This is a genomic window from Mycobacterium sp. NGS49, assembly GCF_059812565.1.
In genome coordinates this window covers 1-13,895 of sequence record NZ_JCALCX010000003.1, presented here as the reverse complement: position 1 = coordinate 13,895, position 13,895 = coordinate 1, and the positions used below count along the sequence as shown (strand labels likewise).

11 protein-coding genes and 2 pseudogenes are annotated in these 13,895 nt (G+C 66.2%); 10 read left to right on the top strand and 3 right to left on the bottom strand.

From position 1 onward, the window contains the following. Nucleotides 1-32: 32 nt before the first annotated feature. The 7 genes and pseudogenes from AC5Y7D_RS03640 to AC5Y7D_RS03610 form a co-directional block, all read left to right on the top strand. Nucleotides 33-596, top strand: a pseudogene (locus tag AC5Y7D_RS03640) (PE family protein); the annotation flags it as partial. Nucleotides 597-1,760: 1,164 nt separating this feature from the next. Then, a pseudogene (locus tag AC5Y7D_RS03635) lies at nucleotides 1,761-1,943 on the top strand (hypothetical protein); the annotation flags it as partial. Between the two features lie 152 nt (nucleotides 1,944-2,095). After that, entirely contained in the window at nucleotides 2,096-3,334 is a 1,239-nt protein-coding gene (locus AC5Y7D_RS03630; RefSeq protein WP_499921749.1) for an amino acid deaminase/aldolase, read from the top strand. A gap of 19 nt (nucleotides 3,335-3,353) precedes the next feature. Further along, the gene (locus AC5Y7D_RS03625) at nucleotides 3,354-4,559 is read left to right on the top strand and encodes a M28 family metallopeptidase (RefSeq protein WP_499921746.1); all 1,206 of its coding nucleotides are present in this window, start codon (nucleotides 3,354-3,356) and stop codon (nucleotides 4,557-4,559) included. A 2-nt stretch (nucleotides 4,560-4,561) separates the two neighbouring features. Next, entirely contained in the window at nucleotides 4,562-5,839 is a 1,278-nt protein-coding gene (locus AC5Y7D_RS03620) for a D-arabinono-1,4-lactone oxidase (RefSeq protein ID WP_499922163.1), read from the top strand. Between the two features lie 114 nt (nucleotides 5,840-5,953). Then, entirely contained in the window at nucleotides 5,954-7,318 is a 1,365-nt protein-coding gene (locus AC5Y7D_RS03615) for a wax ester/triacylglycerol synthase domain-containing protein (RefSeq protein WP_499921743.1), read from the top strand. Between the two features lie 167 nt (nucleotides 7,319-7,485). Beyond that, nucleotides 7,486-7,770: an ANTAR domain-containing protein gene (locus tag AC5Y7D_RS03610; RefSeq protein ID WP_499921741.1), complete on the top strand. Its 285-nt coding sequence runs from the start codon at nucleotides 7,486-7,488 to the stop codon at nucleotides 7,768-7,770. A 58-nt stretch (nucleotides 7,771-7,828) separates the two neighbouring features. Here the strand turns inward: AC5Y7D_RS03610 and AC5Y7D_RS03605 are convergent, their stop codons facing one another. Beyond that, nucleotides 7,829-8,575, bottom strand: coding sequence for an IclR family transcriptional regulator (locus AC5Y7D_RS03605; RefSeq protein ID WP_499921739.1), 747 nt, complete (start codon nucleotides 8,573-8,575; stop codon nucleotides 7,829-7,831). A gap of 66 nt (nucleotides 8,576-8,641) precedes the next feature. On the opposite strand from AC5Y7D_RS03605, the gene AC5Y7D_RS03600 reads away from it, so the two are divergent. Both AC5Y7D_RS03600 and AC5Y7D_RS03595 read left to right on the top strand, forming a co-directional pair. Beyond that, nucleotides 8,642-9,982, top strand: coding sequence for an FAD-binding oxidoreductase (locus tag AC5Y7D_RS03600; protein WP_499921737.1), 1,341 nt, complete (start codon nucleotides 8,642-8,644; stop codon nucleotides 9,980-9,982). Beyond that, a complete protein-coding gene (locus AC5Y7D_RS03595; RefSeq protein WP_499921735.1) occupies nucleotides 9,982-10,791 on the top strand; it encodes a DAPG hydrolase family protein in 810 nt (269 codons plus the stop codon). The genes AC5Y7D_RS03600 and AC5Y7D_RS03595 overlap by 1 nt, the downstream gene beginning before the upstream one ends. A gap of 5 nt (nucleotides 10,792-10,796) precedes the next feature. On the opposite strand, the gene AC5Y7D_RS03590 is transcribed toward AC5Y7D_RS03595, so the two are convergent. Together AC5Y7D_RS03590 and AC5Y7D_RS03585 are read right to left on the bottom strand one after the other, a co-directional pair. Beyond that, nucleotides 10,797-11,357, bottom strand: a complete 561-nt coding sequence (locus AC5Y7D_RS03590; protein ID WP_499921733.1) for a TetR/AcrR family transcriptional regulator — start codon at nucleotides 11,355-11,357, stop codon at nucleotides 10,797-10,799. Nucleotides 11,358-11,509: 152 nt separating this feature from the next. Then, nucleotides 11,510-12,079 (bottom strand): TetR/AcrR family transcriptional regulator, encoded by a 570-nt coding sequence (locus tag AC5Y7D_RS03585; protein ID WP_499921731.1) that lies wholly within the window; start codon nucleotides 12,077-12,079, stop codon nucleotides 11,510-11,512. Nucleotides 12,080-12,415: 336 nt separating this feature from the next. Between AC5Y7D_RS03585 and AC5Y7D_RS03580 the strand changes: the two genes are divergently transcribed. Beyond that, nucleotides 12,416-13,895: PPE domain-containing protein (locus AC5Y7D_RS03580; RefSeq protein WP_499921729.1), on the top strand; the 1,480-nt coding region annotated here is incomplete at its 3' end.

Below are 13,895 nucleotides of genomic sequence, written 5' to 3'. Positions count from 1 at the left end.
CGACAACTGGCGCAAATGCGCCATCTGACGATGTGATCGCGATACTCTTTGCCGAAATTCGATGGCCGGGCGGAGGCATTGTGTCGTATCTCATCGCGGCGCCGGAACTGCTGACCACAGCGGCTTCGGACTTGACGAACCTCGGGTTCTCGCTGGGCGCCGCCAACGCGGCCGCGGCGGCTCAGACGACGGAACTGACCGCGGCCGGTGCCGACGAGATCTCGGCTGCCGTCGCGGCGCTCTTCGGCGCCCACGGCCAGGCATATCAGGCGCTCAGCGTCCAGGCCGCGACCTTCCACCGGCAGTTCGTGCAGGCGATCTCCTCGGGCGCGGGCAGCTACACCCTGGCCGAGGCCGCCAACGCCACGCCGCTGGCCGCGCAGTCGATAGCCGAGGACCTGCTGAACATCATCAATGCGCCCACTGAGCTACTGTTCGGGCGCCCGCTGATCGGTAACGGTGCCGACGGAGAGAACGGAACCGGCGCGAGCGGCGGTAACGGCGGGTTCCTTTGGGGCAACGGAGGAAACGGCGGCTCCGGCGCCAACAACCAAGGCGGCGGCAACGGTGGCAGTGCGGGCCTGTTCGGCAACGGCGGCAACGGCGGCGCGGCGGGCAACTCGAACGTCGCGGGCGGCAGCGGTTCCACTGGTGGCGCCGGAGGTTACGGCGGATTGCTCTGGGGCAACGGTGGTTCCGGTGGGGCCGGCGGCAACGGCGGCGCCCCCGTACTCGGGAGCATCGTGGGAACCAGCGGCGGCGCCGGCGGCTACGGCGGCGGCGCCGGTTGGTTTTACGGGTTCGGCGGCGCGGGCGGTGCCGGTGGCGCAGGCGGCGCCGCACCGCTGCCCGGTCCCGGTCAAACCATTCTCTCTGCCGGTGGCGTCGGTGGGTCCGGCGGTGTCGGCGGCGGTGGCGGCGGGCTGTTCGGGTACGGCGGCGCCGGTGGGGCAGGTGGCGCCGGCGGACTCGGCGACTCCATGTCGCTCGTCGTCAACAGCGTGGGCGGCTACGGCGGCCAAGGTGGGGACGGTGGGCAGAGTGGCTTGCTCTACGGTGCGCCGGGGGTAGGCGGAGCGGGCGGGACCGGTGGTGCCGGTGCCGGCGCCGTCACCCTGGTCAACGGCAATCCCGGCGGGCACGGCGGCGCCGGCGGCGACGGCGGTCCCATCGGTTTGTTCGGCAACGGCGCACTCGGTGGCAATGGCGGGGCCGGCGGGGCGGGCGGTGCCGGAACGGCTACCGGTGGCAACGGCGGTGTCGGCGCTCTGGGCGGCGAAGGGGGCCCCGGAGGTCTGATCCTCGGAAACGGCGGAACCGGTGGCGGTGGCGGGCTCGGCGGCAACGGCGGCGCCGGAGCCACTGCCGGCTACGTCGGGTCCGGGGGCTTCGGCGGCGCCGGTGGTGACGCCTCGCTGTTCGGCATCGGTGGCCAAGGCGGAAACGGAGGCGCCATCGGCAGCTCAGGCATCACAAGTGCGGCGGTGGTGACCCAACAGCCCGTCGGCGGTATCGGCGGCAACGGCGGTCGCAGCGGGCTGCTGGTCGGGACGGGTGGCAACGGCGGCAATGGCGGTGCGACCAGCGTCGGCGGGGTGCTGTACGCGGCCGGCGGCGCCGGCGGCAACGGCGGTTGGGTCTTCGGCAACGGTGGTTCTGGCGGCAACGGGGGTACCGGTGGTGCGGGCAGCATCGCCAACGGTGGCCTCGGCGGAAACGGGGCTTACCTGTTCGGCAGTGGCGGCGCGGGCGGGACAGCCGGATCCGGTGCCGGCGCCATCGGGTCCGGCGGCGCCGGCGGCGGCGGCGGATTGCTGTTCGGGAATGGTGGCGCCGGCGGGAATGGCGCGCCCGGCGGCGCGGGGGCGGGCGGTGCCGGTGGCAACGCGATCCTGATCGGCAACGGTGGTAACGGGGGAGCGGGCAGCGGCGGGGCCCCCGGCGGTCCCGGCGGCAGGCGCGGACTGCTGTTCGGCCAGAACGGGGCCAACGGTCCGAGCTGACGTCAAGGGACTTTCCGCACGAACCGCACCGACAGTGGACTCGGTTGCGATCAAGTTGCCCAATCGGGCATACGTTCGCATAAGGTGACGGCGTGAATGCCGGTCACGAGCGACGTTCGGATCAGCAGGTCAGGCTCGACATCGCAGGCCGGCTGCAACGCTACGAAGAGGCATTCGCCGATCTCGATGCGCCGTTCGCCTTTGTCGACCTCGACGCCATGTGGAGCAATTCCGCACAGTTGCTCGCCCGCGCCGGCGGCAAACCGATTCGGATTGCGTCGAAATCGTTGCGGTGCAGACCCATTCAGCGCGAGATTCTCGATTCCAATGAGCGCTTCCAGGGCTTGATGACCTTCACGCTGCGGGAGACGCTGTGGCTGGCCGGACACGGCTTCGGCAACCTGCTGCTGGCCTATCCGAGCACGGACCGCACAGCGCTGCGCGAACTCGGTGAGATCACCGCCGCGGACCCCGACGGCGCGCCGATCGTCATGGTTGACAGCGTCGATCATCTCGACCTGATCGAAAGTGTGACGAAGCAGCCTGTTCGGTTGTGCCTGGATCTGGACGCGGGATTCTGGCCGGCCGGGGGGCGCGTGAAGATCGGCCCCAAGCGCTCGCCGCTGCACACACCGGAGCAGGCGCGGGCGCTCGCGGTGGAGATCGCCCGCCGGCCGGCCCTGAAACTGGTCGCGCTGATGTCCTACGAGGGCCACATCGCCGGGTTCGGTGACAACGTCGCCGGCAAGCGCGTGCAGAACACCCTCGTGGGGTGGATGCAGCGCCGCTCGATCGCAGAGTTGCGGGAGCGCCGAGCGCGCGCCGTCGAGTTGGTAGCGGAGGTCGCCGACCTCGAGGTCGTCAACGCCGGCGGTACCGGCGACTTGCAGTGGGTTGCCCAGGAGCCGGCGGTGACGGAGGCGACCGCGGGATCGGGCTTTTACGCGCCGACCTTGTTCGATTCCTATTCGGCGTTCACCCTGCAGCCCGCGGCCATTTTCGCCCTGCCGGTATCGCGCCGGCCGGATGCGCAGACTGTGACCGCATTGGGCGGTGGTTATCTGGCCAGTGGCGTCGGCGCCAAGGACCGGATGCCCACTCCCTACCTGCCGGCCGGGCTTGCGCTGAATCCGATGGAGGGTACCGGCGAAGTGCAGACCCCGCTGACCGGCGACGCGGCCCGCAGCCTCAAGATCGGCGACAAGGTCTACTTCCGCCATACCAAGGCGGGCGAACTGTGTGAACGGTTCGACCGGCTGCACTTGGTGCGCGGCGCCGCGATAGTCGACACCGTCCCGACCTACCGGGGTGAGGGGTGCACGTTCCTCTGATGCGCAGACAGGAGTTGCCATGACCGCGATCAGCGCGGGGTCCACGGAAATCGACACGCTGCGCGAGGTCGTCGAGACGCTCGCGCCGATCGAACGGGGCGCCGGCGGCCCAGGGGAGCATCAAGCCGCCCTCTGGATCGTCGAGCGGCTGCGCGCGGCCGGAGCACGCCAGGCGCGCGTCGAAGAAGAGCAGTTCTATGACGGTTACCCGCGACTGCACGCCAAGCTGTCCGCCGTCGGGGTCGCGGCCGCGGCGGCGGGACTGCTCAGCCGGCGGCTGCGCGCGCCGGCGGCGCTGGCCGGGCTGAGCGCCGGGCTGGCCATCGCCGACGACTGCTCCAACGGCGCGCGGGTGGTACGCAAGACCCTGCACAAATCCCGGACCACCTGGAATGTGGTAGCCGAAGCCGGTGATCCGGCGGGGGAGCACACGGTGGTGGTGTGCGCTCATCACGACGCCGCGCACAGTGGCAAATTCTTCGACTCCCGGCTGCAGGAATTCGCGGTCGAGCGGTTCCCCGGGATCGTCGAACGGTTCGACACCTCGCTGCCGAACTGGTGGCCGACGATCTTCGCTCCCGCTCTGGCCGGCGTCGGCGCCTTGCGCGGCAGCCGCGCCATGATGCTGGCCGGAGCGGCGATCAGCGCAATCGGCGTGGCCGCCTTCACCGACATCGCGCGCAGCCCGATCGTGCCCGGGGCCAACGACAATCTCTCGGCGGTCGCGCTGCTGGTGGCGCTGGCCGAGCGGCTGCGCGACCGGCCGGTGCCGGGGGTGCGGGTGCTGCTGGTCTCGCTGGGCGCCGAAGAGCAATTGCAGGGCGGCATCTACGGTTTCATGGAAAGGCACAAGCCCGAACTCGACCCCGAGCACACCTACTTCCTGAACTTCGACACCGTCGGCTCACCCGAGCTCATCATGCTCGAGGGCGAGGGCGCCACCGTCATGGAGGACTACTTCTACCGGCCGTTTCGCGACCTGGTGGCGCGCGCGGCCGAACGCGCCGGCGCGCCGCTGCGACGCGGCATGCGGGCCCGCACCAGCACCGACGCCGTGCTGATGAGCCGTGCGGGCTATCCCACCGCGTGCTTCTCCTCGATCAACCGCCACAAAGCGTTGTCCAACTATCACCAAATGTCCGATACGCCAGAGAATCTGGTGTACGAGACCGTGATTCACGCAGTCACGGTCGCCGAATCTGTAGCACTGGAGCTGGCGCGATGAGTATGTGGAAGAACTGGGCCGGTGACCAGATCTGCGCACCGGCGTTGATCGAACGGCCGGCATCGGAGGCCGAGCTGTCCGACATCGTGGCCCGGGCGGCCGGCCGGGGCCAGCCGGTCCGGGCGGTGGGCAGCGGCCACTCCTTCACCGACTGCGCCTGCACGGACGGCGTCATGATCGACATGAGCGGGCTGCAGCGGGTGATCAACGTCGACAAGTCCAATGGGCTGGCGACGGTCCAGGGTGGCGCCAAGCTGCATCCGCTCTTCGCCGAACTGGCCGCCCACGGGTTCGGCATCGAAAACCAGGGCGACATCGACAAGCAGTCGATCACCGGAGCCACCGCCACCGCCACGCACGGTACCGGTGCCCGATTCAAAAACGTTTCCGCACAGATTGTTTCGGCACGCCTGGTCACCGCCACCGGCGAGGTGCTGGAGGTCTCCGAAGGAGATGACTATCTGGCGGCGCGCGTGTCGCTGGGCGCTCTGGGGGTGATATCGGAGGTCACCCTCAAGGTTGTACCGCTGTTCACGCTGCACCGCGAGGATGAGCTGCGACCGCTGGCCAGGACACTCGAGCGGCTCGACGCCGACGTCGACGGCAACGACCACTTCGAGTTCTTCGTCTTTCCCTACGGTGATACCGCGCTGACACGCACCACCCGCCGCAGCACCGAACCCCCCCGACCGGGGCCGGCGTGGAAGAAGAGACTCGGCGAGGAACTCGAGAATGCCGGCCTGAACGTGATCTGCCGCACCGGGCGCCGGTTTCCGGGCGCGGCACCGCGGCTGAACCGGTTGATGACCAGCCTGATGTCCCCGTCAAGTGTCCAGGACCACGGGTGGAAGGTCTATGCCAGCGCCCGCAACGTCAAGTTCACCGAGATGGAGTACGCGATACCTCGTGAGCATGCGCAGGTTGCGGTCCAGCGGGTCATCGAGCTCGTGCGCCGGCGCAACCTGCCGATCATGTATCCCCTCGAGGTGCGGTTCAGCGCGCCGGACGACGCGTTCTTGTCGACCGCCCACGGCCGGGACACCTGCTACATCGCGGTGCACCAGTTCAGCGGCATGGAATTCGAGACGTACTTCCGCGCCGTGGAGGAGATCATGGACTCCTACGGGGGGCGCCCGCACTGGGGGAAGCGGCATTACCAGACCGCCGCCACCTTGCGTGAGCGTTACCCGGACTGGGATCGGTTCATCGCCGTGCGCGACCGACTCGACCCCAACCGCGTCTTCCGCAACGACTACACCCGGCGGGTGCTCGGGAACTAGCAGCGCGGGAGTTGACGAACGGCCTCATCTGTGGGGACCAAAGTCATTGGCTGCCAATATGTTGCTGACGTCAGGCGCCATTGGCCGTATGTTTGCTTGCGACCGGGAGCTCTGATGACTGATTTCATGCGCAATACCGATGCCTTCACCTGGGCGATGGAAAGCGATCCACGGTTGCGATCGACCGTGGTGACCGTCGTTCTGCTGGACCGGACGCCGGACTGGGATGAGGTACGCGAACGTTTCGACCTGATCAGCCGGAAGATGCCGATGTTCCGTCAACGCGTGGTGGAATCCCCGCCGCCAGCCCCGCCCCGGTGGGAGTACGACTCTGACTTCGACCTCGACTACCACATGCGCCGAACGGCCGTCTCCGGGTCCGGCACTCTAGATGAGGTGCTCGAGATCGCCAGAGTGGCCGAGATGCAGGATTTTGATCGGGCCCGGGCGCTATGGGAAACGACGCTGGTCGAGGGCCTCGCCGACGGTGGCGCGGCGGTGATCTGCAAATTCCACCACGCCCTGACCGATGGCGTGGGTGGTATTCAGATCGCGATGAACCTGTTCGACCTTTCCGAAGAGTTCTACAAGCATGAGCCACTGCCGCCCCAGCAGGAGGTGCCCAGGCCATCGCGTCTCGACGGATACCGCGAGACCTGGCGTCACAACATTGCACTGCTCGGTAATGCGGTCGCGGGCACGGTCGGGCGGGCGCCGCGACTGATTTACGACAGAGTTCGCCGCCCCGTTGCTACAGTCCGTTCGGCAGCGGCCCAAGCAGCGTCGGTCTATCGGACTGTTCGACCGCTGAGCCATAGCGGCTCGGCGTTGATCAGGGAGCGCGGGCTGATCCGTCGCCTCGGCGTGCACGACGTTCCGCGCGCCGAATTGCGGGACGCGGGACACCGGTGTGGTGGCGCATTGAACGATGCGTTTATCGCCGGGGTGGCCGGTGGATTGCGCCGCTACCACGAGAAACACGGCGTCCCCGTTGGTGACCTGCATTTGACGATGCCGATCAGCCTACGGACCGAGACCGATGAAGCGGGGGGAAACCGGATCACGCTGATGCGCTTCGACGTGCCGGTGGGCGAGTCCGATCCGGCACGCCGGATCAAGGCGATACACGATCGCGTCAGTGCGGTGCGCAACGAAAGGTCGCTGCCCTACACGCAGTTGATCGCCGGCGCGCTGAACCTGATGCCGCGGTGGTACATCGGCTCGGTCCTTCGCCACGTCGACTTCTTGACCAGCGATGTGCCGGGAGTTCCGGTGCCGGTCTTTCTGGGCGGCGCCGCGGTGCGCGGGCAGTACGCGTTCGGCCCGACGATCGGCTCGTCGGTCAACGTCACCCTGCTGTCCTACGTTGATACTTGTTTCCTGGGCGTCGACGTAGACACTGCCGCCATACCCGACTACGACGTCTTCCATGAAGCCCTGGTTGCCGGCTTCGAAGAAGTCCTGGCGCTGGCCGACTGATCGGTATCAGCACCCTTACAGCTACATATCGAAATGGGCGGCACTCTGGCGCAATTGCAGAGACCAGCAAATCATTGCACGGTGCGCCGGTTGCGGCGTACCTCCGGCGAGATGTCTTCACCTGCAAGGGTTCGCTGGTGGATGTATCGGTAGGAGGTAAGGAAGGTATGACGGCAAGCTGGGCTCCTACCCAGATCTCATCCGATCCGAACTCGGGTCGCATACTCGACACTGCACGGGGCATTCTCATCGGCCTGCGCCGGTGCCGTTCGGGCACCGCCTTCGACGAGTTGCACGGCGCCGCACAGCGCCACCGCATCCCCGTGTACGCGATGGCCTGGGCGTTGGTTCATCTGGCCGGAGAGGGGGAGGAGACGCCCAGTTTCATCGAAGCGCAGTCTGCGGCCAGGCACGAATGGGGTGAACTGTTCGCCGCCGTGTCGACCTGTTGACCGGAGCCGCCGGCAGACCGCACGGCCGCGGTAAAGGGAAGTACCGTGGCCGTTCGGACTAACGTGTCCATGCTGCGGATTCGGCGGCGCTGCGCAGCGCGGCGATGATCTGGTCCTGTTTCTCCAGGAATCGCTCGGTGGGGGTGGGGACCGATATCGCGATTACGTTGTCGCCCACCGATCGTCGCGCGATCGCGGCCGCCGATATTCCGGGAGTGTGCTCGTCACGGTCGAAAGCGATTCCGGTGGAACGAATTTCGATGATCTCCGATCGCAACGCGTCGGCCACCTCCTGCGGCATGCGGGATAAAGCGGCCTGCGCGTCGGCGTCGTCGAGTGCCGCGAGTGCCGCTTTGCCGTTGGCGGTCCCCGCGAGCGGAAAACGGACCCCGACCGCGGAGACCGCGCGTAACCGGTGCGAGGACTCGATCTGGTCGACGAACCACATGCGCTGGCCCCGCAACACCGACAGGTCGACGGTTTCCCCGTCCGTGGCCGCGGCCACCCGCTCGATGGTCGGCCGGAAGATCGCCGCGATGTGCGCGCCGGTGGCGCTGCCGAAGCCGAGTAACCGATCACCCAGGGAGAAGCGGCCATTCGAATCGACACTGACCAAGCCGACTTCGACCAGACCGACCAGCAACCGCCGGACGGTCGACTTCGCCAACCCCAGTCGCTCGCCGAGGTCGACAAGACGCAGGTGTCCAGGCTCGGCGGCGATCTCATCCAGGGCGGCCGCGGCACGACGCAGCACCTGGATTCCCTCGTCACGATTCGTCGGCGAAGTCCGTTCCGTTTGCCCCACACTTCCACTATAGTGTGCCGCATAGCGGACTGTGAAGGACCGAAATAGGGATCAAAGGAGTTCCAGATGAGCACTCTGCCGGCCGGTCGGCACTTCTTCCGTGGCGATGACGGGTACGAACCCGCTCGGCGCGACAGCGTTTGGCATCAGCGGGTGCCCGACCGCTATCCGGAGGTGATCGTTCAGGCCGCCGATGCTGATGACATCAAAGCCGGTCTCGCCTACGCCAGGGCACACGGTCACAAGGTCAGCATCAAGTCAGGTGGGCACAGCTTCGCGGCCAGCCATCTCCGCGACGGCGCCGTGCTGCTCGACGTCAGTCGCCTCGACCACGCATCCATCGATGCCGGCAGCATGACCGCGGTCGCCGGCCCCGGCAAAGGCGGCAGCCTGTTGATGGCCGACCTGCAAGCCCAGAATCTGTTCTTCCCCGGTGGCCACTGCAAGGGCGTCTGCCTGGGCGGTTACCTCCTGCAAGGCGGGTACGGCTGGAACAGCCGGATTCACGGGCCGGCTTGCGAGAGCGTCATCGGCCTGGATGTCATCACCGCGGACGGCGAGGAAGTCCACTGCGACGCGGAGAATCACCCGGAGCTGTACTGGGCGGCACGCGGGGCCGGGCCGGGCTTTTTCGGTGTCGTCACCTCGTTCTATCTGAAGCTGTATCCGCGCCCGGCGGTCTGCGGCACCAGCGTGTACGTCTACCCGCTCGAGGTGGCCGACGAGGTGTACACGTGGGCCCGCAATGTCAGCGCCGAAGTGGACCGTCGCGTCGAGATGCAGATCATCGCGACGGCCAGTGTCCCCGAGATGGGCCTCGACATCCCGGCGATTGTGATGGCGTCACCGGCATTCGCCGACTCCGAAGAAGAAGCGAAGCAGGCGCTGTCGGTCTTCGAGACGTGCCCGGTCATCGACCATGCTCTGGTCAAGAACCCTTACATGCCAACGGATTTGCCCACTTGGTACGACGTGGTGATGACCCATTACCTGGAGGATCACCGTTATACGGCCGACAATATGTGGACCTCTGCCTCAGCTGACGAGTTGTTGCCGGGCATCCGCAACATTCTGGACACGCTGCCACCGCCCCCGTCGCACTTCCTCTGGTTGAACTGGGGCCCGTCACCGGCCCGCCAAGACATGGCCTACAGCGTGGAGGACGAGATCTACCTGGCTCTCTACGGCTCCTGGACGGACCCGGCCGACGACGAAAAGTACGGCGACTGGGCGCGATCCAACATGGCGGCAATGTCACACCTGGCCACCGGCATTCAACTGGCGGACGAGAACCTGGGCCAGCGTCCTGCCCGGTTCGCCACCGACGAGGCCATGGCACGGCTCGACAAAGCCCGCGCCACCTATGACCCCGATGGTCTGTTCAACAGCTGGATGGGACGCATCTGATGGCCGGGGACCTCTACCTCGGCTACCGAGGCGACGACGCGGACACCCCGTTCGGCAAGTTCTTCAAGCCCGAAATGGCGCGGCTGCCAGAACATGTGGTTGAGGCGCTGCAGCACGGGCCGCAAGGAGGCATGGCACTGTTGGCGTTCGACGATGCCGCCAGCGTCGGAGAAGACGGCTACCAGCAGACCGAGAACGGTTACGGAGTTCTCGAAGACGGCAGTTATCAGGTGTCGGTGCGCACCGACATGCCCGGCGTCACACCGGCGATGTGGTCCTGGTGGTTCGGTTGGCACGGCTGCGACAGCCGCCGATACAAGCTGTGGCACCCACGAGCTCACCTGTCGGCCGCGTGGAAGGACGGTGACGACGCCGGCCGGCAGGGGGCACAACGCTACATCGGCCGATGGTCGATGATCAACGAGTACATCGGTTCGTCGATGCTCAGTGGCGCAATACAATTCGTCGCGCCCGCCGAAATGGGTCTACCGGCCGACAGCGCCGACGTGGTGGCGGTCTGCGCTCGGCTGGGCTCGGGCGACGCGCCGGTGGACGTCGGCTGGTTCATCCATCACATCCGCTCGACGCAGGCCGGTTCCGAGATGCGATCGCGCTTCTGGATGGGCGGACCGCACATCGCCGTGCGCAACGCTCCCAACGTGGCGTCCAAGGCGGTGCGTCCTATCGCGGCGCGGATACTGGGCAACGCCGAAAACAGCGGACGCAACCTGCTGGTGCACTGCGCGCAGGAGATGAACCACCTGGCCGGTTTCCTGCCCGAACTCTACGACAGCTTCGGCAACGAGTAGGGCGCCTAGACGCGTTGCTTCAGTGCCGGCGCGACGAACTTCTCCACCAATTGTCTTTCGGCATCGTCACTTTCGGCGGGCCAGTACATGAGCGACAGTACGACCCGAACGGCCCACTCGGCGGGCGCAGGATCGTCGCGCGGCAGCCCGGCGAGTTCTGCTGCAAACTCGTTAAGGAGCGGCATCTGGGCGAGCCAGGAGACCTCGCGGGTGCCGCCGCGGACCGAGGCGATCATCAACCGGCACAGTGGCTCCGAACGAATTGCTCGGACCGTCGCCAGTATGGCGCAGCTGACTCGCTCCGTTCCGCTGATCGAATCGACTTGGGAGCGCACGGAAGCGGTGATGCGAGCCGCGACCCTGGCAACAACACCGTCGCGAATCTGACTCTTGCCCCCCACATAGCGGTAAATGGTCGCGCGCGAACAGTGCGCGCGACTGGCCAGCTCGTCGAGGTTGAGTTCATTGATCCCGCTGTGCGCCATCAGGTCGATCGCAACTTCGTAGATGCGTTCGACGGCGGCCGCGCGTCGATCGCCACCCACCAGCCAATCATCCCTAGGCACTGGTCACGTCTCATTTCCCATAGCGAGCCGCACGAGTGGTTTCAGCCGTGCGACGAATGTAACACCTTTTCTTTCGCACTCACCGCCGCTGGAAGTTAGGAGGCGAAGGGTAAACTCCGGGGCCGGCCCATTCCCCTTGTGGGGTTCCGCTACTACGCGGTCTGATGGGCCGGGCCGAAGGCCGGCCCGACGAACGTCTCCACAAGATGTCGTTCGGCCTCATCATTTTGCGCAGGCCAGAAGAGCAGGGACAGGACGACACGAATCACCCACTTCGGGGCTTGAGGATCTCCGCCAGTGAGGCCGGCCAGGTCGGTGGCGAACTTGGCAGTCAGCGGCGACTCGGCGAGCCAGGCCACCTGGCGGGTGCCTCCGCGGATCGAGCTGATCATCAGCTGGCACAGCGGGTCGGACCGGATCTGTTGCAGGGTCAACAGGATCGACTCGACGAGTCGCTCTGAGCCACCGAGCGTATCGACCGCCGAGCGTACGGACTCGACGATGCGTTCCGCGGTCCGCTGGACGACGGCGTTGCGGATCTCGGTCTTGCCGCCGACATAGCGGTAAATCGTCGCGCGCGAGCAGTGGACCTTCATGGAGAGCTTGTCGATGTCGAGTCCGTTGAGTCCATCGTGGGCGATGAGTTCGGCTGCGGCGTCGTAAATGCGTTCGGCCGCCGCGGTGCGGCGTTCGCCTCCCACCAGCCAATCGTCAGCAGGCACTGGTCTGGGTGTCCTTAACTTACTCGGCAACTATTTCTAACGTTGAGACGAAGTTAACACCCTTCCGCACGATCGACGCAGGTCACAATATCGCGCTGAGACAAACCCGAATCAGTCTCTCCGCGAGCCGTGTCAACTTCGCGTCAGGCCGTTGACCTGCAGTTTTCTAGCCGTGATGATTCCAGCACTGCTTGTCGAAGGTGGGCGCGCCGATGCGTTGGAAGAGCGTGGCGGCGCTAAATCACCTTGGCAAGAACAACAATCCGACGACGGCCCGCGGTGGCGACTAGTCAATGCATTGCCGTCGGCGTCACGCCGCATCAGAAAGGTCGGACGATGAACTTTTCGGTATTGCCGCCGGAAATCAACTCCGCACGGATCCTCGCGGGAGCCGGTGCCGAACCGCTGATCGCTGCGGCGACTTCGTGGGCCGGATTGGCGGAAGAGTTAGGGTCGGCCGCGACCTCTTTCCGCGCGGTGGCGGCGGGTTTGGTCGGTGGCTCGTGGCAAGGGCCGTCCTCGGCTGCGATGGCAGCGGCGGCGGCTCCGTATGCGGGTTGGCTGTCAGCTGCGGCCGCCCAGGCCCAACAGACCGCAACGCAGGCCAGCGCCATGGTGGCACAGTTCGAAGCGGTCCGATCGGCGATCGTGCAGCCGATAGTGGTGGCGGCCAATCGCTCAAACCTCGTGTCCCTGGTGACGTGGAACCTGTTTGGACAAAACGCGCCGGCCATCGCCGCCACGGAGGCCGCATACGAGGCAATGTGGGCCCAAGATGTCTCGGCCATGGCCGCGTACCACGCCGGGGCATCGGCCGTGGTGTCGGCGTTGACGCCGTTCACCCAGTCCCTGCAGGGTCTGGCGGCCCTGCGGGGGCAGCTAGCTGCCGGCACACCGTCGGCCCTTTCTGCCGCGGCGACGCCGAACCTCGGCCTACAGAGCGTCTTGGGCGGAGTCAACCTGGGTAGCGGCAATCTCGGCGCAAGCAATGTCGGTTTCGGAAACCTGGGCAACGATAACTTTGGGTTTTCGAATCGCGGCGACTACAACACGGGTTTCGGCAACACCGGTAGCAGAAATTTCGGATTCGGAAATACGGGCAGCAATAACGTCGGTATTGGCCTCACCGGTACCGGTCAGGTCGGTATCGGCTTATTGAACTCGGGTGCTGGCAACTTCGGCCTGTTCAACTCGGGCACCGGAAATGTCGGTTTGTTCAACTCCGGGACCGGCAATGTCGGCATCGGAAACTCCGGCAGCGGAAACATGGGGTTCCTGAATTCGGGACTCGGAAATTTCGGCGTCGGCAATCCGGGCGCTTACAATACTGGCTTTCTCAATACGGGTGCTTTCAACACCGGCAACTTCAACGCGGGCGATGCCAACACCGGCAACTTCAACGCGGGAAGCTTCAACACCGGCGATTTCAACCCGGGCTGGTCCAACACCGGTTCATTCAATATCGGTACTTCGAATACCGGGTGGTTTAATTCGGGCGATATCAACACCGGGGTACTTAACGGCGGTATTGGGAACAACGGCCTGCTCAACACCGGCTCGTGGAACACCGGGGCCTTCTACCCCGGCATCGGGCAGGGCAGCCTGCACTTCACCGTTGCGTCCCCCGATCTGACGCTGCCGCCACTTCAGATACCGAGCATTTCGATTCCATCCTTCCAACTGCCCTCCGTCACGGTGCCCTCGTTGACGATTCCGGCGTTCACCACCCCGGCCAATGTGCAGGTGGGTGGGTTCGGGCTGCCGCCGGTGACGGTGCCCTCGTTGACGATCCCGGCGTTCACCACCCCGGCCAATG